Annotated in this window: 23 protein-coding genes; 13 read left to right on the top strand and 10 right to left on the bottom strand. The window is 66.9% G+C overall.

Annotated elements, in window-relative coordinates; translation table 11 throughout:
- The first annotated feature begins 95 nt into the window (after positions 1 to 95).
- The 3 genes from J2X65_RS09685 to hslU all read left to right on the top strand — a co-directional run bounded on the left by J2X65_RS09685 (position 96) and on the right by hslU (position 3,386).
- Positions 96 to 1,295 carry an MFS transporter gene (locus tag J2X65_RS09685; protein ID WP_310200657.1) on the top strand — a complete coding sequence of 400 codons (1,200 nt, stop codon included), beginning with the start codon at positions 96 to 98 and terminating at the stop codon, positions 1,293 to 1,295.
- Positions 1,296 to 1,367: 72 nt separating this feature from the next.
- Positions 1,368 to 1,937: an ATP-dependent protease subunit HslV gene (gene hslV, locus J2X65_RS09680; RefSeq protein WP_310200655.1), complete on the top strand. Its 570-nt coding sequence runs from the start codon at positions 1,368 to 1,370 to the stop codon at positions 1,935 to 1,937.
- Positions 1,938 to 2,075: 138 nt separating this feature from the next.
- On the top strand, positions 2,076 to 3,386 hold the full coding sequence (gene hslU, locus J2X65_RS09675) for an ATP-dependent protease ATPase subunit HslU (RefSeq protein WP_310200652.1): 1,311 nt from the start codon (positions 2,076 to 2,078) through the stop codon (positions 3,384 to 3,386).
- Positions 3,387 to 3,461: 75 nt separating this feature from the next.
- Here the strand turns inward: hslU and J2X65_RS09670 are convergent, their stop codons facing one another.
- Genes J2X65_RS09670 through J2X65_RS09655 form a run of 4 tightly spaced genes read right to left on the bottom strand, consistent with a single transcriptional unit; the run spans position 3,462 to position 6,444 of the window.
- Complete coding sequence (locus J2X65_RS09670; RefSeq protein WP_310200650.1) at positions 3,462 to 3,827, bottom strand: helix-turn-helix domain-containing protein; 366 nt, start codon at positions 3,825 to 3,827, stop codon at positions 3,462 to 3,464.
- Positions 3,824 to 4,438, bottom strand: a complete 615-nt coding sequence (locus J2X65_RS09665) for a Smr/MutS family protein (RefSeq protein WP_310200648.1) — start codon at positions 4,436 to 4,438, stop codon at positions 3,824 to 3,826. The genes J2X65_RS09670 and J2X65_RS09665 overlap by 4 nt, the downstream gene beginning before the upstream one ends.
- Positions 4,435 to 5,694: an MltA domain-containing protein gene (locus J2X65_RS09660; protein WP_310200646.1), complete on the bottom strand. Its 1,260-nt coding sequence runs from the start codon at positions 5,692 to 5,694 to the stop codon at positions 4,435 to 4,437. Before J2X65_RS09660 ends, J2X65_RS09665 begins: the two co-directional genes overlap by 4 nt.
- A gap of 12 nt (positions 5,695 to 5,706) precedes the next feature.
- A complete protein-coding gene (locus J2X65_RS09655) occupies positions 5,707 to 6,444 on the bottom strand; it encodes a Tim44/TimA family putative adaptor protein (protein ID WP_310200644.1) in 738 nt (245 codons plus the stop codon).
- Positions 6,445 to 6,842: 398 nt separating this feature from the next.
- Here J2X65_RS09655 and secB point away from each other — a divergent pair, with 398 nt between their 5' ends.
- Complete coding sequence (secB, locus tag J2X65_RS09650; RefSeq protein ID WP_213361831.1) at positions 6,843 to 7,307, top strand: protein-export chaperone SecB; 465 nt, start codon at positions 6,843 to 6,845, stop codon at positions 7,305 to 7,307.
- Positions 7,308 to 7,336: 29 nt separating this feature from the next.
- Here the strand turns inward: secB and dnaQ are convergent, their stop codons facing one another.
- The 5 genes from dnaQ to J2X65_RS09625 are packed head-to-tail and all read right to left on the bottom strand — an operon-like array spanning position 7,337 to position 11,039.
- On the bottom strand, positions 7,337 to 8,056 hold the full coding sequence (gene dnaQ / locus J2X65_RS09645) for a DNA polymerase III subunit epsilon (protein ID WP_310200642.1): 720 nt from the start codon (positions 8,054 to 8,056) through the stop codon (positions 7,337 to 7,339).
- Positions 8,057 to 8,060: 4 nt separating this feature from the next.
- Positions 8,061 to 8,675 (bottom strand): dephospho-CoA kinase, encoded by a 615-nt coding sequence (gene coaE, locus J2X65_RS09640; RefSeq protein WP_310200738.1) that lies wholly within the window; start codon positions 8,673 to 8,675, stop codon positions 8,061 to 8,063.
- A gap of 2 nt (positions 8,676 to 8,677) precedes the next feature.
- Positions 8,678 to 9,523 (bottom strand): shikimate dehydrogenase, encoded by an 846-nt coding sequence (locus tag J2X65_RS09635; protein ID WP_310200640.1) that lies wholly within the window; start codon positions 9,521 to 9,523, stop codon positions 8,678 to 8,680.
- Positions 9,520 to 10,158 carry a Maf family protein gene (locus J2X65_RS09630; RefSeq protein ID WP_310200638.1) on the bottom strand — a complete coding sequence of 213 codons (639 nt, stop codon included), beginning with the start codon at positions 10,156 to 10,158 and terminating at the stop codon, positions 9,520 to 9,522. Before J2X65_RS09630 ends, J2X65_RS09635 begins: the two co-directional genes overlap by 4 nt.
- Entirely contained in the window at positions 10,158 to 11,039 is an 882-nt protein-coding gene (locus tag J2X65_RS09625) for a pyruvate, water dikinase regulatory protein (RefSeq protein WP_404977687.1), read from the bottom strand. The genes J2X65_RS09630 and J2X65_RS09625 overlap by 1 nt, the downstream gene beginning before the upstream one ends.
- Before the next feature lie 286 nt (positions 11,040 to 11,325).
- Between J2X65_RS09625 and hemE the strand changes: the two genes are divergently transcribed.
- From hemE to J2X65_RS09605, 4 genes are all read left to right on the top strand, one after another.
- Positions 11,326 to 12,381, top strand: a complete 1,056-nt coding sequence (gene hemE / locus J2X65_RS09620) for a uroporphyrinogen decarboxylase (protein WP_310200634.1) — start codon at positions 11,326 to 11,328, stop codon at positions 12,379 to 12,381.
- A gap of 18 nt (positions 12,382 to 12,399) precedes the next feature.
- The gene (gene hemJ / locus J2X65_RS09615) at positions 12,400 to 12,825 is read left to right on the top strand and encodes a protoporphyrinogen oxidase HemJ (protein WP_310200632.1); all 426 of its coding nucleotides are present in this window, start codon (positions 12,400 to 12,402) and stop codon (positions 12,823 to 12,825) included.
- A gap of 232 nt (positions 12,826 to 13,057) precedes the next feature.
- A complete protein-coding gene (gene rho, locus J2X65_RS09610) occupies positions 13,058 to 14,323 on the top strand; it encodes a transcription termination factor Rho (protein ID WP_213352391.1) in 1,266 nt (421 codons plus the stop codon).
- Between the two features lie 61 nt (positions 14,324 to 14,384).
- Positions 14,385 to 14,783: a hypothetical protein gene (locus tag J2X65_RS09605; protein ID WP_310200628.1), complete on the top strand. Its 399-nt coding sequence runs from the start codon at positions 14,385 to 14,387 to the stop codon at positions 14,781 to 14,783.
- A 511-nt stretch (positions 14,784 to 15,294) separates the two neighbouring features.
- Here the strand turns inward: J2X65_RS09605 and J2X65_RS09600 are convergent.
- Complete coding sequence (locus J2X65_RS09600) at positions 15,295 to 17,328, bottom strand: thioredoxin domain-containing protein (protein WP_310200626.1); 2,034 nt, start codon at positions 17,326 to 17,328, stop codon at positions 15,295 to 15,297.
- Positions 17,329 to 17,393: 65 nt separating this feature from the next.
- Here J2X65_RS09600 and mnmE point away from each other — a divergent pair, with 65 nt between their 5' ends.
- The 5 genes from mnmE to J2X65_RS09575 all read left to right on the top strand — a co-directional run bounded on the left by mnmE (position 17,394) and on the right by J2X65_RS09575 (position 23,382).
- On the top strand, positions 17,394 to 18,740 hold the full coding sequence (mnmE, locus tag J2X65_RS09595) for a tRNA uridine-5-carboxymethylaminomethyl(34) synthesis GTPase MnmE (protein ID WP_310200625.1): 1,347 nt from the start codon (positions 17,394 to 17,396) through the stop codon (positions 18,738 to 18,740).
- A 214-nt stretch (positions 18,741 to 18,954) separates the two neighbouring features.
- Complete coding sequence (gene mnmG, locus J2X65_RS09590) at positions 18,955 to 20,805, top strand: tRNA uridine-5-carboxymethylaminomethyl(34) synthesis enzyme MnmG (protein ID WP_310200623.1); 1,851 nt, start codon at positions 18,955 to 18,957, stop codon at positions 20,803 to 20,805.
- 79 nt (positions 20,806 to 20,884) lie between these two features.
- Entirely contained in the window at positions 20,885 to 21,541 is a 657-nt protein-coding gene (gene rsmG / locus J2X65_RS09585; protein WP_310200621.1) for a 16S rRNA (guanine(527)-N(7))-methyltransferase RsmG, read from the top strand.
- 36 nt (positions 21,542 to 21,577) lie between these two features.
- The gene (locus tag J2X65_RS09580) at positions 21,578 to 22,462 is read left to right on the top strand and encodes a ParA family protein (RefSeq protein ID WP_310200619.1); all 885 of its coding nucleotides are present in this window, start codon (positions 21,578 to 21,580) and stop codon (positions 22,460 to 22,462) included.
- 11 nt (positions 22,463 to 22,473) lie between these two features.
- Positions 22,474 to 23,382, top strand: coding sequence for a ParB/RepB/Spo0J family partition protein (locus J2X65_RS09575; protein WP_310200617.1), 909 nt, complete (start codon positions 22,474 to 22,476; stop codon positions 23,380 to 23,382).
- Positions 23,383 to 23,435: the final 53 nt, after the last annotated feature.

Here is a 23,435-nt window from a genome sequence, read left to right as displayed (position 1 = left end):
GGGCGCCATACAAAGCCGTCCTTGCAGCCAAGAGGCTGGGCACACTCGCGCTTTGCCGTCATCATCCACTTTCGCTCCACCGCTGGTGACCCATCATGGATCTCGACGCGCTGCGCTCTCGCGCTCCGTTGTTCCTCGCCGTCTTCATCGACATCTTTTCGTTCGGGCTGATGTATCCGCTGATCGTCGCGCTGTTCGGCAGCGGTTGGGTGGCTGAGACCTATGCGCCGGCGATCCGCGATGCTCTGCTCTCGCTCGCCTTCGCGCTGTTTCCGATCGGCATGTTCTTCGGCGCCTCGCTGCTCGGCGACCTGTCCGACTCGCTCGGCCGCCGCAGGACGCTGATGATCTGCATGGGCGGCCTTGCCGGCGGCTACGGCCTGATGTGGGCGGCACTGGAGATCGGGCATCTCTGGCTGTTCTTCCTCGGGCGCCTCACCTGCGGCCTGATGGCCGGCACCGCCCCCATCGCCCAGGCCTCGGTGGTCGATGCGGCACCGGAGGACCAGCGCAGCGCCGCCATGGCGCAGGTGGTGCTGGTCAACACGCTCGGCATGGTCGCCGGCCCGGCGATCGGCGGCGTGCTCGGGCACTGGGATTTCCGGCTGCCGCTCGGCCTCGCTCTGGCGCTGTGCCTCGTCACCCTGGCCCTGCTGCGCCGTGCAGATTTCGCCGGCGACGCGGCGCGGCGTGCGTTCAAGCTGGACTGGAAGCAGCCGTTCATCCTGCTCGGCCGGATTCGCGACCGCCCGTCGATCGTGCTTCCCGGTGGCGCCTTCTTCCTGTTCCAGCTCGGCTTCCTGATCTACTACACCTTCATTCTCGTCGAGATGCAGGCTTCCTACGGCTTTTCGACCGCCGGCCTCGGCCTGTTCTCCATGGTGATGGGGATTGGCTGCGCGGTATCCTCCGCCTGGGGTTTTGGGCGGCTACGGGCTCGCTTTCCCAGCGACCGGCCGGTGACGCTGATCGGCCTCGCCTTGTGTGGCACCTTCGTCGCGGCAAGCGCCCTGCCCATTCCAGCCGCGGGACAAGTGGTCCTCGCCTTCCTGTCCACCTTCTCCAACATCTTCGCCTTCATCACGCTGCTGGCCGCCATCTCGTCGGCGGTCGACGAAAGCGAACGCGGCTGGGCGCTGGGCATCGCCAATGCCGGAGTGGCGCTGTCGGTGTTCATCGCCGGCCTGCTCACCAGCCTGCTTTCCTTGATGTCCAGCGACGCCTTCCTGCTGCTCGGCGGGCTGACCATCCTCATCGGCCTTGTTCCGGCATGGAGAATGCGCGGCACGGGCTGAACTTCCACCGGGCGCGGCTTGTTGCGAAACGGCAACTTGTAGCTAAGTAAGGGCTCTGTTTCGGAGTCCTTCATGAACACCAGCGGTTTCCCCACCCAGCATTCCCCCGACACCATCTACGGCACCACCATCGTCTCGGTGCGCGACGGCAAGCGCGTCACCATTGGCGGCGACGGCCAGGTGACGCTCGGGGCGACGGTGATGAAGTCGAACGCCCGCAAGGTGCGCCGGCTCGGCAAGGGCGACGTCATCGGCGGCTTCGCCGGCGCCACCGCCGACGCCTTCACCTTGTTCGAGCGGCTTGAGGCCAAGCTCGAACAATATCCCGGCCAATTGCAGCGGGCCGCCGTCGAGCTCGCCAAGGACTGGCGCACCGACCGCTATCTGCGCCGGCTCGAGGCAATGATGATCGTCGCCGACGCCAAGATCACCCTGGTGCTCACCGGCACCGGCGACGTGCTGGAGCCGCAGCACGGCATCGCCGCCATCGGCTCCGGCGGCAACTACGCCCTCGCGGCGGCACGGGCGCTTGCCGATAGCGGCCAGGATCCGGAGGCGATCGTGCGCCGGAGCCTGGAGATCGCGGCCGATATCTGCATCTACACCAACGGCAATCTCACCATCGAAACGCTGGATGTCTGAGTCGCTGCCGGCCAGCTGCATCAGCCAACGTGCCGGCCGGGCCTTGGAGCCGACCGGATTTCGTATCACCGCTCCACGCCCAACCCCGTTCGGCGACGTGCTCCTGAAGAGGCGGAACGCCGAGAGGACCTCGAGCTCATGAATAATTTCTCGCCCCGCGAAATCGTCTCGGAACTCGACCGCTACATCGTCGGCCAGCACAAGGCCAAGCGGGCGGTCGCCATCGCGCTGCGCAACCGGTGGCGGCGCCAGCAGCTGGAAGGCCATCTGCGCGAGGAGGTTCTGCCGAAGAACATCCTGATGATCGGCCCGACCGGCGTCGGCAAGACCGAGATCTCCCGCCGCCTCGCCAAGCTCGCCGGTGCGCCGTTCCTCAAGGTGGAGGCGACCAAGTTCACCGAGGTGGGGTATGTCGGCCGTGATGTCGAGCAGATCGCCCGTGATCTGCTGGAAATCGGCATCGGCCTGGTGCGCGACGCCAAGCGCAAGGAAGTGGAAGCCAAGGCACATCTCGCCGCCGAGGAACGGGTGCTCGACGCGCTGGTCGGCCCCGGCGCCTCGCCCGGCACCCGCGAGAGCTTCCGCAAGAAGCTGCGCGACGGGCTGCTCGACGACAAGGAAGTGGAAGTCGAGGTCGCATCCAGCGGCGGGCAGGGCATGCCGATGTTCGAGATTCCCGGGATGCCGGGCGCGCAGATGGGCGCCATCTCGATCGGCGACATGCTGGGCAAGGCATTCGGCGGCCGCTCCAAGCCGCGGCGCGTCACCGTGAAGGACGCGCATCCGCTGCTGCTCTCGGAAGAGGCCGACAAGCTGATCGACCAGGACGCCATCGTGCAGGAGGCCATTCGCTCGGTGGAAGAGAACGGCATCGTCTTCCTCGACGAGATCGACAAGATCGCCGGCTCGGAGCGCCGGGGCGGCGCCGACGTCTCGCGCGAGGGCGTGCAGCGCGACCTTCTGCCGCTGATCGAGGGCACCACCGTCTCCACCAAGCATGGGCCGGTGAAGACCGACCACATCCTGTTCATCGCCTCGGGCGCCTTCCATGTCTCCAAGCCCTCCGATCTGCTGCCGGAACTGCAGGGCCGCCTGCCGATCCGTGTCGAGCTGGAGGCGCTTTCGCGCGAGGACTTCAAGCGCATCCTCACCGAAACCGAGGCCAGCCTCGTCAAGCAGTCGGTGGCGCTGATGGGTACCGAAGGCGTCACGCTGGACATCACCGACGACGCGGTGGAGGCAATTGCCGACCTCGCGGTGGAGGTCAACGCCACGGTAGAGAATATCGGCGCTCGCCGGTTGCAGACGGTGATCGAGCGGGTGCTGGACGATCTGTCCTTCACCGCGCCGGATCGTTCCGGCGAGACGGTGACGGTGGACGGACCTTATGTGCGCGATCGTGTCGGCGATCTCGCGCAGAATGCCGATCTCAGCCGGTTCATCCTGTAAGCCCGCTCTCGCAAGCGGGCGACGTCCGCGTCTGCCTTGTCGCGGACCACCTGTTTCACGTGAATCGGCAAGGCTTCAGCCCGGCCGGCTCAATATCTTGAGCCGGCCGAGCAATTCAGCCACCGCCTCTTGCGGCAAGGTGGCGATTTCGCGCGCCAACAGGTTTGCCAGCTCGGTCGCCTCCGGCGTCAGCCCGGCCGTGTCGACCACCACGCGCGGATCCGAAATATCGGCGAGCATGCGCAGCGCTTCCGCCTCGTCCCAGATGACGTTGAAATAGGCCATGATGCGCTGGAGCATGAGCCAGGTCGGCTGGCCGCGCTTGCCGTGCTCCAGTGCCGAGAGATAGGCCGCCGAAACGCCGATCTGCTCCGCCATCTGGCTGAGGGTCACGCCGCGCTCGGCGCGCATCTCCCGCATGCGCCGGCCGAAAGGCGTCATCGGCGCAGCTCCCGCACCCGGCGCAAACGAACATAGAGCGCGCCCTCACCGCCATGGCCACGGCTGGCGGTCTCGAAGCCGACCACGATGCTGCGCAGCGCCGGCTCCGCCAGCCATTGCGGAACCAGGCGGCGCAACACGCCGCGCTCTCCTTCGCCGAACATCTGGCTCAGCCCGCCGCCACCGGCGCCGCCCTTGCCGGTAATCACCAGCACCAACCCAAATCCCTGCCCCTGGGCCGAGCGCAGAAACGCGCCAAGCCGGTGATGCGCCGCGGCCTGGGTCAGGCCGTGCAGGTCGAGGCGCGCGTCCACCTCGGCGCCGCGTGACAGGCGACGCCGCAATTTCGGCTCCAGCGGCGCCAGCGGGGGCGGACCGGGTGGACGCGGCGGCAAGGCCGCCTTCGGCGGCGCCGCCGCGACGGGGGCGGCCTTCGCCGCTTCTTCCGCCATCAATTCCGGAAAGCCCGGTTCGGGCGGCGAAGCCGCCGGCGGCCCCGGGCGCAGCCGGCGCACCGAGCGGGTGACATGTTCCCACAGCTCCCTCTCCTCAGCGCCCAATGTGCGGCGGCGACGGGAAATGCGGGGAGGCTGATCGTCGCCGCCGCTCATTGCCCGGCGGTCCCGTGGGGTCGGCGGGGAGGAAGCGGCACGGGGTGCGGACGGAAGGGATCGATGGCGCGGGGTACGAGCACCGCGAACTGTCCCGGATGCTGGATGCGCCCGGCAATCGAGCCCGCCTCGGCGCCGGCCCCGAAGAAGATGTCCGCGCGCGCCGGCCCCACGATCGCCGAACCCGTGTCCTGCGCGACGGTGAGCCTTTGGAAAGGCTGCAACGACCCATCCGCGCCCAAGGGCAATTCGGCATCTATGAACACCGGCGTCCCATAGACGTGAATCCGCTTGTCGATGGCGATGGAGCGTCCCGCCACCAGCGGCAGGCCCTGGGCACCGACGGCGCCGTCCTTGTCGGTGAGGTGATCGGCGACGCGGAAGAAGACATAGGAACGGTTCTCGCGCATCAGCGCCTTTCCCTCTTCGGGATGGGCGGCGATATAGGCGCGGATGGCATCCATCGACATCTTTTCCCGCGGGACGATGCCCTTTTCCACCAGAATGCGGCCGACCGGCGTGTAGGGCTGGCCGTTATGGCCATCATAGTTCAGCCGCAGCAGGCGGCCATCCGGCAGGCGTACCCGCACCGAGCCCTGGATATGGGCGAAGAAGGCATCGGATGGATCGCGGATGAAGGCGACCTCGAGCCCCTTGCCCGCCAGCGCACCATCCTCGATGGCGGCGCGGTCATAATAGGGAACTCGGACACCGCCTTCCTCACGGAAGGCCTTGCCGCGATTAGCGGGAACGCCGTCCTGCGATGGTGCTTCAAGGACAAGATCGGCCGGCCGGCGGTACAGCGGCGTCGCGTAATCGTCGGTTCGGGTCAACGAGCCGGCGACTTCCGGCTCGTAATAGCCGGTGAGGAAGCCGTGCGCCGAGGTGAGCGAGGTCACGCGCAACGGCCGGAACTCGCGCTCGAAGAAGGCTCTCGCCCGCCATTCGGCGGGGTGGGCCGGAAGACGCTCCGCCCGACGGCAAACGCGCTTCAGTGCCGTGAAAACCGGACGCGGCGGATCGACGAGATCGGCGCCGGCACGGATCCGACCGCAACTGCGACGGAAGGCGGCCAGCGCCTCGCGCGGATCGTCCTGCTGCCAGCCGGGCAGATCGGCGAAACGCAACGGCTCGACCGCCGCGTCGGCGAACAGCGGCGGCGCGACGGACGGCGCAGTTTTGGCCTGCACCATCGGCGAGAGAAGAATCAGCCCTGCTGCGAGCAGGAACCGCAAGATGAGGGTGAGCGCATGCACCCGGCTAGCGTATCAGGAAGCGGCTTCGGTCGCGACGAGCTTCCAGTTGGGGTCGCGGGCGCCGAGATCGCGGGAGAACGTCCATACATCGGTCACGTCGGCCACCAGTTCCGGATCGCCATCCACCACCTGGCCGTTGCGGTCGCGCGTCACCGAAATAAGCTGCGACAGGAAGCGCACGGTGATCTGCGCCGTCCGGCCCTTGACCGATGCTTCGATCATGTCCGCCTTCTCGATGCCGACGAAGCGGGTTTCCATCTTCTCCCCGCGGGTCTCCCGCTCGGAGATGGCGGCGGCGAAGCCGTCGAACACGTCCTTGGCGAGAAGGTCCTTCAGCGCCGCCCGATCGCCCTCAGCGAAGGCGACGACGATCATCTCATAGGCCGCCCGGGCACCGGTAATGAAGTGCTTGGCGTCGAAATCACGGTCCTGCGCGGCAATGGCATCAAGACCATTGGCCACCGCCGAGCCGATCTCGGCAACCCCCGCCCAGCGCGGCGGCGGCGGCTCGGAGGCATCGACGGGCTCCACCGGAGCGGGCGGGGCCGTCTGCTCACCGGTGCGATCGGGGAAATTGATGACCTTGTCCGCACCGGATTCGGCCCCGGCCGGTGCCTTGGCGGCATCGCGGCGCGAATAGGGATCATAGGGCGGGCGCTCGCGACCGGTCCTTTGGCCCAGCACGCTGCGCAGCCGGATAAAAATGAAGACGGCCAGCGCCAGGAATATGATCGTGTAGATATCGAACACTTCGCTTTTCGCCGCTGTTCGTCGCCCCCGGCGGGCCGGAGGCGATGGGTGTGTGACACGGCCACCCGTAACGATCCGGGAAGACGCCCTCGAAAGCTATTTACGTAGTCCTGGCGATTTCGCCAGTGTCCTCCTGTCGGAAGCTGACCTAGCGACACCATATTGTGCGCCGGTCCTTATCCGACAATTCGGTGAAAGAGTAGAGCATCGCCTGCCTGCGGCAAAGCGGCCCGACGGCGCGGCCCGCTCAAGCCGCCGCTCGGCACCCCGCCTTGTGACCGGGTGGCAACCGTGTTAGCCACTCTCGCCCTTCAAGCCTGCCGTCAGCACGAACGCCGACGCCGCAGCGCATCCCGCCGACGCGAGGCGCCGCCGGACGGCGGAGCACGGAGACGATAATGGCCGAGAACGACGCTACCCCCGCCATGCCGACCCTGCATGTGCTGACCCAGTACATCAAGGACCTTTCCTTCGAAAACCCCGGCGCTCCCGAATCGCTGGCCCCCCAAGGTCAGCCGCAGATCGGCATTCAGATCGGCGTGAACGCCCGTCCCGTCCGTGAGGGCGAGTACGAGGTCGAGCTGAAGATCGAAGTGAAGGCCGAGATCCAGAACAAGACGCTGTTTGCGCTGGAACTGCTCTATGCCGGCGTTTTCCGCGCCCAGAACGTGGCGCAGGAGACGGTGCATCCTTTCGTCATGATCGAATGCCCGCGCATGCTGTTCCCCTTCGCGCGCCAGATCGTCGCCGACACCGTGCGCAATGGTGGCTTCCCGCCGCTGATGATCGATCCGGTGGATTTCGTCACCCTCTACCGCCAGCGCATGGCGCAGACCCAGCCGAGCAACGTGCTGGCGTCCTGACCGGCCACCCCACCGGCCTGTAGGGCGGATCAGCTTGCCTGATCCGCTTTCGGCGTGGCGGCATAGTCGTTCCAGATCGCGGCATCGCCTAGCGTGCTCACAAAGGCGGCATGCGCGGTGATCTCTGCTTCGGACAGGCGCGGCGCCAATGGCGCCGGCCGCACCAAAACAATCGGCTCCAGTCCTTCGACGGGCGATTCAGCGGTGGCCTCGGCCACGGTGAGGCCCAGCGCCGTCTGGCGCCCGCCGGCGAGTTCGGCATAGACATCCGCCAGCAATTCGGAATCGAGCAGCGCGCCATGCTTGGTGCGGCGCGAGCCGTCGATGCCGTAGCGCGCCATCAGGTCGTCGAGGCGGTTCGAGGCGCCGGGGTGGCGCCGGCGGGCCATTGCCAGCGTGTCGACCACCCGGTCGAAGGTCAGCGGCGGCCGGCCGAGCCGCGACAGTTCGGCATTGATGAAGCCGATGTCGAACGAGGCATTGTGGATCACCAGCGGCGCATCGCCGATGAAGGCGAGGAAATCGTCGACCACCTGCGCAAACAACGGCTTGTCGGACAGAAATTCCGCCGAGAGCCCATGCACGTTGAACGCCTCGACCGGCATGTCGCGCTCTGGATTTATGTAGACATGGAAGTTCTGTCCGGTCGGGATGCGGTTGAAGATCTCCACGCAGCCAACTTCCACCAGCCGGTCACCGCGCAGCGGATCGAGGCCGGTGGTTTCGGTATCGAGAACGATCTCGCGCATCGTATCACTCCTGTGCTGCGGTCAGCCGGCGGACCAGTTCCGCGACATCCTTGCGGGTCGCCTCGATGCTGCTGCCGGTGTCGATGATGTAGTCGGCACGCCGCCGCTTCTCCGAATCGGGCATCTGCTTGTCGAGAATCGCCCGGAATTTCTCTTCCGTCATGCCCGGCCGCGCCAGGACCCTGGCGCGCTGAACAGCTTGCGGCGCCGACACCACGACGACGGCCTGCACGCGCTTTTCAGCACCGGTCTCGTAGAGCAGGGGAATGTCGAGCACGGCAAGCGGCGCGTGATCCAGCCGCGCCTTTTTGAGGAAGCGCTGCTCGCGCTGCCGCACCAGCGGATGCACGATTGCCTCCAGGCGCTTCATCGCTTCGGCGTCGTGCAGCACGCGGGCGCCAAGCTTGGCCCGATCGATCCGCCCACCGACGGTAACGCCCGGAAAGGCCGCCTCTACCGGCAAGACGCCTTCATCGGCATAGATGGCGTGCACGGCGGCATCGGCGTCGTGCACGGGTACGCCGAGCTCGCGGAACAGGCCTGCCGTTGTCGATTTGCCCATGCCGATGGAGCCGGTGAGACCGAGCCGGAACGGCCGCGTCTTAGACGCCGGTGCCAGGGTCACGCGAGCTGGCCCTTGGCGCGCAGATCTTCCACTGCCAATGCCCGGAGCGCTGGCGTCACCTGCGGCGTTACGCCGAACCAGCGCGCAAAGCCGGGCACCGCCTGATGCAGCAGCATGCCGAGCCCATCCACCGCAGCAAGGCCCCGCGCCCTGGCCGCCCGCAACAACGGCGTTTCCAGCGGCACATAGACAGCATCGGTCACCACCGCATCGGGGGAAAGCAGCGAAAGGTCGATGTCGAGCGGCGGCTGGCCTTTCATGCCGAGCGAGGTGGTGTTCACCAAGAGGCGGGCGCCCGGCAACGTGCCGGCGAGATCACGCCAATCCACCGGCAACACCTTGTCGCCGAACTGGCCACGCAGGGCTTCGGCACGGGAGAGCGTACGGTTCGCTACGGTGACGCGGCCGATACCACGGCTGATCAGGCCGTAGACGATGGCCCGCGCCGCGCCCCCCGCTCCCAGCACCACCGCCTCGTCGAGCGCGCGGTCCCATTCGGGCTCCGCCGCATCGAGATTGGCGAGGAAGCCGTGCACATCGGTATTGGCCCCATGCAGCCGGCCATCCTCAAGCCACAGCGTGTTTACCGCGCCAAGCGCTTCGGCGACCGGGTCGCGCTCCACTGCGGCGGCAAAGGCAGCCTCCTTGTGCGGAACGGTGACGTTGGCGCCAACCAGACCCCCGGCGGAGAAATCAGCGAGAAAGCCGGCAATCTCCTCGGGCGGAACATCACGCCGGCCATAAGTACCGTCGATACCATGCTCGGCGATCCAGTAGCCGTGGATCAGCGGTGAGCGCGAATGTGCCACCGGATGGCCGAGAACCGCGACATGGCGGGTCACAGCAGGTCTCCCCGCTCGCGCAGGAAGGCGAGCAGCTGGATAAGCGGCAGGCCGAGGATCACCATGTGATTGCCCACCACCTTCTCGAACAGATGAATGCCGAGCCCTTCCAGCTGATAGCCGCCGACACTCGAGGATACCGTGGGGCCGGCTTCGGCGAGATAGGCGGCGAGCGACCTCTCGCTGAGTTCGCGCATGGAAAGCAACGCCGATTCAACGGCGCGAAATACGATCTCGCCATCGAGCGCAACGGCGATGCCGGAATGCAAGGCATGGGTATGACCGGCGAGGCGACGCAGTTGCTGTGCGGCGGCCTCGAGATTGGCCGGTTTGTGGAACCGCTCATCCCCCAGAGCCAAGGTCTGGTCGGCCCCGATGACAAGGCGTCCCGGATGCCGTGCACTGCCGGCAAGCGCCTTGGCGATGGACAGCTCCAGCGCGATCTTGGCCGGGGATGCGCCTTCTTGGAGGAGCCTTGCCTCGATGCCGCGTTCATCCACCTCGATGCTTACCGTCTCGACCGGCAATCCGGCCGCGGCCAGCAGCGACAGCCGGGCAATGCTCTTCGAGGCGAGCACCAGAGCGTCCTTGCCCTGCCATAACGAATTGGCGTCCCTTGGGTCGCGTTCCAGCATCAGCTTCCAATCTCCGCCAACTTGCGGCGATGCTCCTGCAGCAGCCCGATGATCGCTGCCGCCGTTTCCTCGATCGAGCGGCGGGTGACGTCGATCACCGGCCAGTCATGGCGCACGCACAGACGGCGGGAAAACGCGATCTCCTCGGCAACGGAATCGCGGTCGATATAGGAATCGTGCGGTTGGGCGGCATTGAGGCCCAGCAGGCGGTTGCGGCGAATCTCGACCACCCGCTCGGCGCTCGCCACCAGCCCCACCACCAGCGGGCGCTTCAGTTCGGATAGGCCGGGCGGTATCGGAATGTTCGGCACCAGCGGAATGTTGGCGGTCTTGATGCCACGATTGGCGAGATAGATGCTGGTCGGCGTCTTCGACGAGCGGGAAATGCCGAGCAGCACCACATCGGCAGCTTCCAGCCCCTCCGTGTGCTGGCCGTCGTCATGCATAACGGTGAAGTTCATGGCATCGATCCGGCGGAAATATTCGCCGTCCAGCTGATGCTGGCCACCGACACGCGGCGTCGGCGCTCCGCCGAGATAAGCCTGGAACAGCCGTACCACCGGCGCCAGCACCGAGAGCACGGGTATGCCGTTGTCGAGGCAATAGGCCTTCAACCGGTTGCGTAGCTCCGGCTCGGTCAGGGTGTACAGCACGATGCCGGGATATTCGTCGATATCGCTGATCGCCTTGTCTAGCTGCTTATGGGTGCGCACCAGCGGATAGATGTGCTCGATCGGCTTCACGCCACTATATTGCGCCGCGGCAGCACGGGCGACGCTGATCAGCGTCTCGCCGGTCGAATCCGATACGAGATGCAGGTGGTAATAATTCTCGGCCGGTCGAGCGCTGTCGGTCACGGAGCCATCCACAGGGCTGTGCATAAGCTGGGAACAAGCCACGCGGATGGCACGCTGACAAGGCCCGCCTGGGGACGACAGGGGATTCCATCCACATCACTGCGCCTTGTGGGCGGCTGGAACGGAGCGAAGCGAACTGTGAGGATAAGCCGCGCCGAAGGGATCAACCCGTTGAAACCTCACGCGTAATCACTGGCGTGAGAATCGGGGAAAACGGCCGACGGTTGGGGGAAGGTTGCCCGATGTCAGGAACCCGGCTAATGCCCACCCACAAACACTGAAGACTCTCATTTAAAGAGATTAATGAAGTATGAAGAGCCAGGTGGACAACGCGCTTCCCCGATCGATCATCCTTCAGGCTCTCACTGGCCATGTGCCGGATCGCACGCCGGTCTGGATGATGCGGCAGGCCGGGCGCTATCTGCCCGAATATCGCGCGTTGCGCGCCAAGGCCGGCGATTTCCTCTCCCTCTGCTACAATCCCGACTACGCCACCGAGGTAACGCTCCAACCCATTCGCCGGTTCAATTTCGACGCCGCGATCCTGTTCTCCGATATTCTGGTGGTTCCGCATGCGCTTGGCATGGGGCTTACCTTCGAGGCTGGCGAAGGCCCACGCCTTGATCCGATGAAAAATATCAACGATCTCAATAGATTGAGCCGGACACTCGACACGGCCCGCACGGGGCCGGTGTTCGAAGCGGTGGCCAAAATCCGCGCCAGCCTGCCGGCGGAAACCGCGCTGCTCGGCTTTTGCGGCGCGCCCTGGACGGTGGCCACCTACATGATCGCCGGCCGCGGCACGCCCGACCAGGCACCGGCCCGCCTCGCTTCAATGATGGATCCGGCCTTCTTCGATGCGCTGCTCGACCGCCTTGTCGAGGTATCCGCCGACTATCTGCTCGGCCAGCTCGAGGCCGGGGCCGATGCGGTGCAAATCTTCGACAGCTGGTCCGGCGTGCTCGATCCGGAGAGTTTCGTCAGGTGTACGATCCGGCCGATTTCGCGGCTGGTCGGCCTAGTCAGAGCGAAAAGGCCGGAGGCGCGCATCATCGCCTTCCCGAAAGGCGCGACGCTCGCCGGTCTCACCCGGCTGGTCGAGGCCAGCGGGGTCGATGCGGTCGGGCTTGACTGGACGGCGGACCGCCCGGCGGTGCGGCGGGCGGTGGGTGGCAAGGTGGCCCTGCAGGGCAATCTCGACCCGCTGGCGCTGATCGCCGGCGGAGCGAGCCTCGACGCCGCCATAGACGCGCTGCTGGCCGATTTGCGGGGGGCGGCGCATATTTTCAATCTCGGCCACGGCATCCGGCCGGAGACGCCGATCGCCCATGTCGAGCAGATGCTGCGGCGGGTCCGGGGCTATTGAAGACCGGAATGGCTTGAGATGCTCTACGACTGGATCAAGGCACTGCACATCCTGGCCGTCATCTCCTGGATGGCGGGCATGCTCTATCTGCCGCGCCTGATGGTCTATCATTGCGACGCGCCCTCGGGTTCGCCGCAGTCCGAGACGTTCAAGATCATGGAAAGGCGGCTGTTGAAGGCGATCATCGATCCGGCGATGGCGGTGACCTGGCTCGCCGGGCTGTGGCTGGTGTGGCAGGGTGGCTGGTGGGTGGCGCCGTGGTTCCACGCCAAATTCGCGCTGGTGCTGGCGATGAGCGGCTTCCACGGCTTCCTGTCCGCGCGAGTGAGGGACTTTGCGCAGGACCGAAACACCCGTTCCGCCCGCTTCTATCGCATCGCCAACGAGGTGCCGACGCTGCTGATGATCGCGATCGTGATCCTGGTGGTGGTGAAACCTTTCTGATCCTCGTTTCATCAGGCTTGCGCGGAATCGCCAGCTTGCCTATGTTGCCAACTCTCCGCGAAGCTGGCTGCCGCATCGTTTGCACCGGCATCTCCCCGATGCCGGCCGGTGGGTCGGACAGGAAGCCGGGTTTTCCGCCGGCTCGGTCCGCAGACCAGCGCTTCCCTTACTCCACGATCGTCCGTGCCGGATCCCTTCCGCCGGAAACATCCAAACATCGAGGCCCTTTCCCATGGGGGAAATGAAGCTCCAGGACCTCAAGTCCAAGACTCCGGCCGAACTGCTCGTCACTGCCGAGGAGCTCGAGGTCGAGAACGCCAGCACGCTGCGCAAGCAGGAGCTGATGTTCGCCATCCTGAAACAGCTGGCCGCCCGCGAGACCGACATCATCGGCGAAGGCGTCGTCGAGATCCTCTCCGACGGCTTCGGCTTCCTGCGCTCGCCGGACGCCAACTACCTGCCCGGCCCTGACGACATCTATGTCTCGCCCTCGCAGATCCGCCGCTTCGGCCTGCGCACTGGTGACACCGTCGAGGGCCAGATCCGTTCGCCGAAAGAGGGCGAGCGCTACTTCGCCCTGCTCAAGGTCAACACGATCAATTTCGAGGACCCGGAGAAGATCCGTCACAAGATCAACTTCGACAACCTCACCCCGCTCTATCCCGACGAGCGGCTGAAGCTCGAGATCGAGGATCCGACCCGCAAGGATTTCTCGCCGCGGATCATCGACATCGTGGCGCCGATCGGCAAGGGCCAGCGCGGTCTGATCGTGGCGCCGCCGCGGACGGGTAAAACCGTTCTCCTGCAGAACATCGCCCAGTCGATCACCACCAACCATCCCGAGTGCTACCTCATCGTGCTGCTCATCGACGAGCGGCCGGAGGAAGTTACCGACATGCAGCGCTCGGTGAAGGGCGAGGTGGTGTCCTCCACCTTCGACGAGCCGGCCCAGCGCCACGTGCAGGTCGCGGAGATGGTGATCGAAAAGGCCAAGCGCCTCGTCGAGCACAAGCGGGACGTGGTGATCCTGCTGGACTCCATCACCCGCCTCGGCCGCGCCTACAACACCGTGGTGCCGTCCTCCGGCAAGGTGCTGACCGGCGGCGTCGATGCCAACGCCCTGCAGCGCCCCAAGCGCTTCTTCGGCGCGGCGCGCAACATCGAGGAAGGTGGCTCGCTCACCATCATCGCCACCGCGCTGATCGAGACCGGCTCGCGCATGGACGAGGTGATCTTCGAGGAATTCAAGGGCACCGGTAACTCCGAAGTCATCCTCGACCGCAAGGTCTCCGACAAGCGGGTGTTCCCGGCGATCGACATCACCCGCTCGGGTACCCGCAAGGAAGAGCTGCTGGTGCCGAACGACGTGCTCAAGAAGATGTATGTGCTGCGGCGCATCCTCAATCCGATGGGCACCGTCGACGCCATCGAGTTCCTGCTGGACAAATTGCGCCAGACCAAGACCAATGGCGACTTCTTCGATTCCATGAATACCTGACGAGGCGACCCTTGGCGGTCACTCGCTGATCGGCAAACTCTGGCGGCGGAGACGGACGGCCATGGCGGTGCGGCGAATCCTTCTCGTTCTCACGGGCTGGATGTGGTCCGTCGCCGCCGCCCTCGCCGCTCCGATCGCCACGGGAATGGCCGAACGCGAACCCCCGGCACCGGTGCTGTGGCTGACCCTGCTGACCATCGCCGGATTGAGCCTTGCCATGTCCTGCCGGCGCTGGTGGCTGCCTCTGATGCTGTGGGTGCCAGTGGCGTTCGCCGTCTCGCTGATCATTGCCGAGCTCGCCGATCCGGTGATCGGCGCGGCGATACGCGAGGAGCTGGGCGGCTTCTATGTGCTGCAGGCCGACCTATGCGCGGCGCTGGCGATCACCGTGCCGTTGATGTTCGCCAATATGCGCTTCGGCCGCGGCGACGGCGCGAAGAACCGCTCCCTGCTCGGCTGACACCGCGGCCGACGACGGCAGCGCGCGGCGGGCTTCTCCCCATACCGCGCGATGCCCGGTGGGCTGCGCGGCCGCCTCTGGATATCCGAGCCGGATGACGGCCTCCAGCAGGACAACCGGTGCGAGTCATTTTGTCGATTCGCTACCGAAATGATGCCCTTCAGAAATGACTCAGGACGGCCGTTTCGGACTCGATCCGATCCATGGTTCACAAAACTACGATCGGCTGTCCTGGGCGATTTGTGGGGCTCCTGTGACGAAGGGGGGAATTTGTGCCCAGCTTATCCACAGGCTTGCCCACAGAGTTGGGCATGCACGGCATTGGCAGGGTCGCTCCGCTGAAATGACGGCAGGGGCGTCCAACAGGATCACGACGCTGTATCCACGGCAATTTCCGTGAATTCAGGGTGATGCCCTGCGTCCGACGCGAAGGACCGGTTCGAGCATGGCGGGTGTGCCGAGCCCACCGCCGCGAGAACCGGGGCGTGTGACGCAGTGCATCACTCGCGCCTCAGCCCAGGGCCGGCCGGTTCAGCAGCGCCGCCAGCCGATCGGCATCGGTGACGGGGAGCGAGCAGGTACCGTTGACGCACAGGAAGGCGGAGGGTTGGCTGACCGACATCGCCTTGATCGCCGCCGGGTGATCGGCGGGCAGGCCGGCGGCGGTATCGACACGCTGCAGCACGGCGTCGATCAGCGGCAGCTTCTGTGCCGTAGTCCATAGGCTCTCGGTGGCGGGATCATCGGCTCGACCTACTACCACCAGTTCCGGCGATCGCAGCCGGGTGTCGAGCGCGTTCAACAGGCCGGCATGGCTGTAGAGCTGCGGTGCCGCGCGCGGCAGCAGGCCATCGAACAGCCGGTCCAGCCGGGCGCGCCAGCCTTCGTCGCCGGTGAGCGACGCCAGATGCGCTAGGGCCCGCGCCGCCACGGCGTTCGGATTGGTGACGGCGTCGTCCATGGTGGCGTCGGGCCGCAGGATCAGGCCCTCGGCGTCGTCGGCGGTCAGGTAGTAACCGCCGTCCGGGCTGGCGTGATGGGTGTCGAGGCTGCGCATCCAGCCGATGGCGCGGTCGAGATAAGCCGGTTCGCCCGTCGCCTCATGCAGTGCCAGCGCCGCGCCGGCCATGGCGGCATAGTCCGAGGAAAGACCGGGGACGACCAGCTTGCCCTGACGATAGCTGTGTCCCAGCCGCTCGCCTCGGGTCATGTGGGCGACGACGAAATCGAACGCACGCCGCGCCAGCTCCAGCCATTCCGGCCGGTCGAGCCGACCGGCGGAGCGGGTGAGGGCGGCGATCATCAGGCCGTTCCAATCCGCCAGCACCTTGTCGTCGCGGCCGGGCGGCACCCGTTTCGAGCGCACGGCCAGCAGCTTGTCGCGCAGCATGGCGAGGCGGATATCGTCGGCGCCGGAGCGTTCGACTTCCTTCAATCGATTCGGGATCGAAACGCCTTCCCAATTGCCGAACGGCGCGATGTCGTAGTGGCGGGCGAAGAACTCGGCGTCCTGCGCCCCCAGCGCCTCGAGCAGCTGCTTCAGCGTCCAGACGTAATAGCGGCCCTCATGGCCTTCGGAATCGGCGTCGAGGCTGGCGGCGAAGGCGGCGGTATTGTCGTCGTCCTCGACCAGCATTTCGCGTTGCAGCCAGGCGACCGTCTCCTCGGCACGGACGCGGAACAGCGGCTCGTGCGTCTCGACGAAGGCGAGCGACAGCAGATCGAGCAGCTGCGCATTGTCGTAGAGCATCTTCTCGAAATGCGGCACCAGCCAGCGGTCGTCGACCGAATAGCGCGAATAGCCGCCGCCGATGTGATCGTAGATGCCGCCCTCGCTCATCGCATCGAGCGCGTGCAGGGCCTCGTTGCGGAAGCGCTCGCGGTCGGTGCGCTCATAGGCGCGCCAGAGCAGCTCGAGGAACGGGGTGCTGGGGAACTTCGGCGCGCCCTTCAGCCCGCCATGCTCGGGATCCATGATGCCGAGAATGCGGCCGGCGACATCGTCGAGCTCATTGGCGCCGATGACGACCTTGCCGGCGGGGCGCGCCCGCTCGGTGAGCTTGTGCAGCAGCGCCTCGCGATTGGTGGCGATCCGCGGGTCGCCGGAGGCATAGGCGTTGGCCATGGTCTTCAGCACGTCAACGAAGGCAGGCTGGCCATAGCGGGCCTCGTTGGGGAAATAGGTGCCGCCCCAGAAGGGTGCCCCCTCGGCATCGAGGAACATGGTCATCGGCCAGCCGCCGGAGACGCCGAGCTGCTGCAGGGCGGACATGTAGATCTGGTCGATATCGGGTCGTTCCTCGCGGTCGACCTTGATGTTCACGAAAAGCTCGTTCATCACCGCCGCGGTGGCGTCGTCCTCGAAGCTTTCATGCGCCATGACATGGCACCAGTGGCAGGCGGCATAGCCGACCGAGAGCAGCACCGGGCGGCCGCTGCGGCGGGCCTCGGCAAAGGCTTCCGGCGTCCATTCCCACCAGTCGACAGGGTTTTCGGCATGCTGGAGCAGATAGGGGCTGGCGGCTTCGGCGAGGCGGTTCGGCACGGCGTCTCTCCCGTCGGACGGAGGCATCTGGCGCGAATGCGAATCTTCAATTTAGGGCGTAGCTGGTGAGCGGACAGGAAGAAAGCACAATTGCCGCAGTATCGAGCGGTGCGGGTGCCGCGGCGGTGGCGGTGATCCGGGTTTCCGGCCCCCAGGCCGGCGGGGCGGTGAGGGCGCTCGCCGGACGCCTGCCGCCGCCGCGCCGCGCCAGCCTGGCGCGGCTCGTGGACCCGCGTAGCGGCGAGGGGCTGGATTCGGCGTTGGTACTGTGGTTTCCCGGCCCGGCCAGTGCCACCGGCGAGGACATGGCGGAGTTCCAGCTGCATGGCGGCCGGGCCGTCGTCGCGGCGGTGCTGGCGGCGCTGTTCGCGCTGCCGGGCGTGCGGCCGGCCGAGCGCGGCGAGTTCTCCCGCCGGGCCTTTCTCAATGGTCGCATGAGCCTTGCCGAGGCGGAAGGGCTGGCCGACCTGATCGCCGCCGAGACCGCGCAGCAACGGCGGCAGGCGCTCGCCCATGCGTTCGGCCATCTCGCCGACCGGGTGGAGGGGTGGCGAGCGGCGCTGGTGCGCGGCATGGCGCTGATCGAGGCCGGTATCGACTTCGCCGAGGAAGACGATGTGCCGGCGGAAGCCCGCGCCCTTGCCCGGCCGGGACTGGAAACGCTGCTGGCCGAACTCGACGCCGCGCTTGCCGACCGGCGCGGCGCCATGGTGCGGGACGGGGCGACGATCGCCATCGTCGGGCGGCCGAACGCCGGCAAGTCGTTGCTGATGAACGCTCTGGCGGCACGCGACGTCGCCATCGTCTCGGACGAGCCGGGCACCACCCGCGACGTGCTGGAAGTGGGGCTCGACCTCGACGGCCACAAGGCGATCCTCATCGATACCGCCGGGCTGCGCGACGCCGCCGGCGCGGTGGAGGCCGAGGGCATCCGCCGGGCGCGGGCGCGCATCGAGACGGCCGACCTGGTGCTGTGGGTGCATGACGGCACGGGGAGCGAAACGCCGGCTATCGAGGTGATGCCGCCACCCGAGGCCGGGCTGTGGCTGGTCGTCAACAAGAGCGACCTCGCCGGTGTATCAGTGACAATGCCGGCTGCCGCACGCACCTTCACGGTTTCCGCCCGCACCGGCGACGGGCTGGACGGGCTGACCGCGGCGCTCGCCGATTTCGTCACTGCGCGGGCCGGCGGTGCCGAGCATCCGGCGCTGATCCGCGAGCGCCAGCGCGGCGCGGTCGCCGAGGCGGCGGGACATCTGCGCCAGGGGCTCGCCGGCTGGGAGACGCTGAGCGACGAATTGATCGCCGAGGAGCTGCGCCTCGCGGCACGCGCGCTCGGCCGGGTGACCGGCGCCATCGATGTCGAGGACCTGCTCGACGTGGTGTTCCGCGAATTCTGCATCGGCAAGTGATCGGCGCACCCACTCGATAACGGGGTGGATTCACGTGAAACCCCGGCGTCTACGGCCTCGATTCGCCGCCGTGCTGTTTCACGTGAATCAGGTAAACGGAGGCCTAACCGGAGCTGGAGCCTTCACTCCGGCACGTCGCGTGCGGTCGCTTCGCTTGACGTTGCCGGTGAATTGGCGCTTCAACTCCGGCAACATCCCTGAAGGACCGAACGGAATGAGCGACACGCGTTTCGACGTGCTGGTGATCGGCGGCGGCCATGCCGGGACCGAGGCGGCTGCGGCGGCCGCGCGATTTGGCGCCCGTACGGCGCTGATCACCCATCGGCGCGACACCATCGGCGCCATGTCCTGCAACCCGGCGATCGGCGGGCTCGGCAAGGGCCACCTCGTGCGGGAGATCGACGCGCTGGACGGACTGATGGGCCGTGTCGCCGACCAGGGCGGCATCCAGTTCCGGCTGCTCAACCGCCGCAAGGGGCCGGCGGTGCGCGGGCCGCGGGCCCAGGCCGATCGCAGGCTTTATGCAAAGGCGATGCAGGAGGCGATCGAAGCGCAGCCAGACCTGACCGTCATCGAAAGCGAGGCGCATGACCTGCTCATCGCCGAGGGTCGCGTGGTCGGCGCGATGCTGCGCGACGGCCGCCGCCTGAGCGCCGGCGCGGTGGTGCTGACCACCGGCACGTTCCTGAACGGCCTCATCCATATTGGCGACCGCCAGACGCCGGCCGGGCGCATGGGCGAAGCGCCGGCACTGGGCCTCTCCAATACGCTGGCGCGGCTCGGCCTCACCCTCGGCCGGCTGAAGACCGGCACGCCGCCGCGGCTCGACGGCCGGACCATCGACTGGGCATCGCTGGAGATGCAGCCGGGCGACGAGCCGCCGGAGCCGTTCTCGGCGCTCACAGAGCGCATCACCAATCCGCAGGTCGAATGCGGCATCACCCGCACCACTCCGGCGACCCACGAGGTGATCCGCGCCAACATCGCGCGCTCGGCGATGTATTCCGGCAACATCAAGAGCATCGGTCCGCGCTACTGCCCTTCGATCGAGGACAAGATCGTCCGCTTCGGCGAGCGGGAGGGGCACCAGATCTTCCTGGAACCGGAGGGGCTCGACGATCCGACGGTGTACCCGAACGGCATCTCCACCTCGCTGCCGGAGGAGGTGCAGAAGGCACTGCTGGCCACCATTCCCGGACTGGAAAAGGTGGCGATGCTGCGGCCGGGCTACGCCATCGAATATGATCATGTCGATCCGCGCGAGCTGGCGGCGACGCTGGAAGCCAAGAAGGCGCCCGGGCTGTTCCTTGCCGGACAGATCAACGGCACCACCGGCTATGAGGAGGCGGCGGCGCAAGGCCTGGTCGCCGGGATCAATGCGGCGCGGCGGGCGGCCGGCATGGAAGGCGCCACCTTCGACCGCAGCGCCGCCTATATCGGGGTGATGCTCGACGACCTCGTCACCCGCGGGGTGAGCGAGCCCTATCGCATGTTCACCTCGCGCGCCGAATACCGGCTGTCGCTCAGGGCTGACAATGCCGACCAGCGGCTGACCGCGCGCGGGGTTGAACTGGGACTGGTCGGCTCCCGGCGCGAGCGGCTGTTCGCCGGCAAGCAGGAGGCGCTGCAGCGGGTGCGGGACTGGAGCCGCTCGGTGTCGCTCACGCCGGCCGAAGGCGATCGCCACGGCCTGACGCTGAACCGCGACGGCCAGAGGCGGACCGCCTTCGACCTACTGTCCTATCCGCATGTCGGCTGGGCCGACATCTGCCGCATCTGGCCGGAGGCGTCGGCCGAGGAAGCGCGTATCGGTGAGCAGGTGGAGATCGATGCCAAATACGCCGTCTACCTGCACCGTCAGGAGGTGGACATCGCTTCGTTCCGCCGCGAGGAAACCGCCGAGCTGCCCGAACTGGACTATCGCGGTCTCGCCGGCATCTCCAACGAGATCAAGGCCAAGCTGGAATCGATTCGGCCCCGTACCGTTGGCCAGGCGGGACGCATCGACGGCATGACGCCCGCGGCGCTGGCGCTGCTGGCGGCGCATGCGCGCAAGGCGCGTTGAGCCGCCGGCGGGGTTAGCGCGGCGCGGGATTTCCGATCGCGGTTTTTACCCGCTCGCCGCGGCGGGGTATGCTGCCGGCATGATCACTGCCGATTCGGATGACCGCCGCCGCGCGCTCGCGCTGACCCCTGTTTCACGTGAAACAGAGGACCGATTGGTCGCGATCGTCGCGCTGCTGGAGAAGTGGCAGCGCACCATCAATCTGGTGGCGCCGGGCACGTTGCCGAAGCTGTGGACCCGCCACATCGCCGATTCGCTGCAGCTTGTGCCGCTGGCCGGGGAGGTGACCCGCTGGGTCGATCTCGGCTCCGGCGGCGGCTTTCCCGGGCTGGTGGTCGCCGCCGCGCTGGCGGAGCGCGCTGACGCCGACGTGACGCTGGTGGAGAGCGACAGCCGCAAGGCGGCTTTTCTGCGCGAGGCGGCGCGGATCGCCGAGCTGCCCGCCACTGTCTTGCCGATGCGGATCGAGCAGGTGGCACCGAAGATCGCCGCCGGAGTGGAAATCGTCTCGGCGCGGGCGCTGGCACCGCTGCCGAAGCTGCTGGAGCTGAGTTTCCCCTTTCTCGAACAAGGCGCGCGCGGCCTTTTTTTGAAGGGACAAGATGTTGATAACGAATTGACCGAGTCATCTAAATCTTGGAGAATCGACGCCAGGATCACGGAGAGCCTGACCGATCCAGGCGGGCGCATCCTGATGGTAAATCGAGCGGAGCCGCTGACGCCGGCGAAGGACTGAACCGCCAAGCCGGTTCACGGAAAGCGGGAACGGACCATGAGCGACATCCGGCACGAGGAATCCGGCGAAGCGGTATCGCTGGCGCCGCGAGCGCCGGTGGCGGTGCCGCGGGTGCTGGCGCTGGCCAACCAAAAGGGTGGTGTCGGCAAGACCACCACCGCGATCAATCTCGGCACCGCGCTGGCCGCGATCGGCGAGACGGTGCTGATCATCGACCTCGATCCGCAAGGCAATGCCTCCACCGGGCTCGGCATCGAGCGGCGCGACCGGCGAATCTCCACCTATGACGTGATGTGCGGCGAGGCCTCGTTGCGGCAGGCCGCCCTACCGACGGCGGTACCCCGGCTGCACATCGCACCTTCCACCATGGATCTTTCCGGCTTGGAGCTGGAACTCGCCACCGCCCGCGACCGGGCCTATCGCCTGCGTGACGCGGTGCGACGGTTGAACATGGACTCGTCTCACTACCGTAACGAGTCATTCGACTTCACCTATGTGCTGATCGACTGCCCGCCCTCGCTGAACCTGATCACCGTCAACGCCATGGCGGCGGCCAACGCCATTCTGGTGCCGCTGCAATGCGAGTTCTTCGCGCTCGAGGGGCTGTCGCAGCTGCTGAAGACGGTGGAACAGGTGCGGCAGACGCTCAATCCCGGCCTGTCGATCCATGGCGTGGTGCTCACCATGTTCGACGCCCGCAACAATCTCTCCAACCAGGTGGTGGAGGATGTGCGGCAGTTCATGGGCGAGAAGGTCTATGAGACCATCATCCCGCGCAATGTGCGGGTGTCGGAGGCGCCGTCCTACGGCAAGCCGGTGCTGCTGTACGATCTCAAATGCGTCGGGTCGCAGGCCTATCTTCGTCTCGCATCCGAAATAATCCAGCGCGAGCGCAATCTGCGCGCCGCGGCGACAGTCTGAGAGGACGTTCCATGGCGATGGCGGAAGATGGCGGCCGTTCGCGGCTGGGGCGCGGCCTGGCGGCGCTGATCGGCGACATGGGCGACGACAGCCCGGCGCAGGAGCGTCCGGCTGCGGCGGGCGGTGCACGGCGGGTGCCGCTGGCCTTCCTGCGGCCGAACCCGCAGAATCCGCGCCGGACCTTCGTCGAGGCCGATCTCGAGGATCTTGCCAATTCGATCCGCGAGCGCGGCATCATCCAGCCGATCGTGGTGCGGCAGGTCGCCGGCCAGCGCGACGCCTATGAGATCGTCGCCGGCGAACGGCGCTGGCGGGCCGCGCAGCGGGCCGGCATCCACGAGGTGCCGATCGTCGTCGTCGAGGTCTCCGACCGCGAGGCGCTGGAGATCGCCATTGTCGAGAACGTCCAGCGCGCCGATCTCAACCCGCTGGAGGAGGCGGCAGGCTACCAGCAGCTGGCCGATCAGTTCAGCTATTCGCAGAACGATCTGGCGCGGGTGATCGGCAAGAGCCGCTCGCATGTCGCCAATACCATGCGGCTGCTGAAGCTGCCGGACAGCGTGAAGACCTATCTCGCCGATGGCCGGCTTTCCGCCGGCCATGCCCGGGCGCTGCTGACGCAGGATGATCCCGAAACCATTGCCCGGGCCATTGTGGAGCAGGGGCTGAATGTGCGCGCCGTCGAGGCGCTGGCGCAGGAGCTCAACGAGGCGAAGGCCCGTGCCGAGGGCAAGCCGGCGAAGAAGCCGCGCATGCCGCGCGAGGTCGATGCCGACACAAAGGCACTGGAAAAGCAGCTGTCCGACGTGCTCGGCCTTGCCGTCAGCCTGCGCCATGAAGGCCAGGCCGGCGAGATCCGCATCCGCTATGCCACGCTGGAGCAGCTCGACGAACTGTGCCGGCGCCTGTCGGCGAGCTGAGGCCGACGGGCTGGCTCCATCCGGCATCGCCCGGCCGGCGCGAGGACGCGGCG

The sequence above is a fragment of the Ancylobacter sp. 3268 genome (genome assembly GCF_031456575.1).
GTDB lineage: Bacteria > Pseudomonadota > Alphaproteobacteria > Rhizobiales > Xanthobacteraceae > Ancylobacter.
The sequence above is the reverse complement of the archived record's forward strand: the minus strand, read 5'-3'. Positions and strand labels throughout refer to the sequence as shown.

Excerpts from the sequence above, each read along its gene's own strand:
- J2X65_RS09685 (WP_310200657.1), top strand. The coding sequence starts at position 96 with ATGGATCTCGACGCGCTGCGCTCTCGCGCTCCGTTGTTCCTCGCCGTC.
- hslV (WP_310200655.1), top strand. The coding sequence starts at position 1,368 with ATGAACACCAGCGGTTTCCCCACCCAGCATTCCCCCGACACCATCTAC.
- hslU (WP_310200652.1), top strand. The coding sequence starts at position 2,076 with ATGAATAATTTCTCGCCCCGCGAAATCGTCTCGGAACTCGACCGCTAC.
- J2X65_RS09670 (WP_310200650.1), bottom strand. The coding sequence starts at position 3,827 with ATGACGCCTTTCGGCCGGCGCATGCGGGAGATGCGCGCCGAGCGCGGC.
- J2X65_RS09665 (WP_310200648.1), bottom strand. The coding sequence starts at position 4,438 with ATGAGCGGCGGCGACGATCAGCCTCCCCGCATTTCCCGTCGCCGCCGC.
- secB (WP_213361831.1), top strand. The coding sequence starts at position 6,843 with ATGGCCGAGAACGACGCTACCCCCGCCATGCCGACCCTGCATGTGCTG.
- dnaQ (WP_310200642.1), bottom strand. The coding sequence starts at position 8,056 with ATGCGCGAGATCGTTCTCGATACCGAAACCACCGGCCTCGATCCGCTG.
- J2X65_RS09630 (WP_310200638.1), bottom strand. The coding sequence starts at position 10,158 with ATGCTGGAACGCGACCCAAGGGACGCCAATTCGTTATGGCAGGGCAAG.
- J2X65_RS09625 (WP_404977687.1), bottom strand. The coding sequence starts at position 11,039 with ATGCACAGCCCTGTGGATGGCTCCGTGACCGACAGCGCTCGACCGGCC.
- hemE (WP_310200634.1), top strand. The coding sequence starts at position 11,326 with ATGAAGAGCCAGGTGGACAACGCGCTTCCCCGATCGATCATCCTTCAG.
- hemJ (WP_310200632.1), top strand. The coding sequence starts at position 12,400 with ATGCTCTACGACTGGATCAAGGCACTGCACATCCTGGCCGTCATCTCC.
- rho (WP_213352391.1), top strand. The coding sequence starts at position 13,058 with ATGGGGGAAATGAAGCTCCAGGACCTCAAGTCCAAGACTCCGGCCGAA.
- J2X65_RS09605 (WP_310200628.1), top strand. The coding sequence starts at position 14,385 with ATGGCGGTGCGGCGAATCCTTCTCGTTCTCACGGGCTGGATGTGGTCC.
- mnmG (WP_310200623.1), top strand. The coding sequence starts at position 18,955 with ATGAGCGACACGCGTTTCGACGTGCTGGTGATCGGCGGCGGCCATGCC.
- rsmG (WP_310200621.1), top strand. The coding sequence starts at position 20,885 with ATGATCACTGCCGATTCGGATGACCGCCGCCGCGCGCTCGCGCTGACC.
- J2X65_RS09580 (WP_310200619.1), top strand. The coding sequence starts at position 21,578 with ATGAGCGACATCCGGCACGAGGAATCCGGCGAAGCGGTATCGCTGGCG.
- J2X65_RS09575 (WP_310200617.1), top strand. The coding sequence starts at position 22,474 with ATGGCGATGGCGGAAGATGGCGGCCGTTCGCGGCTGGGGCGCGGCCTG.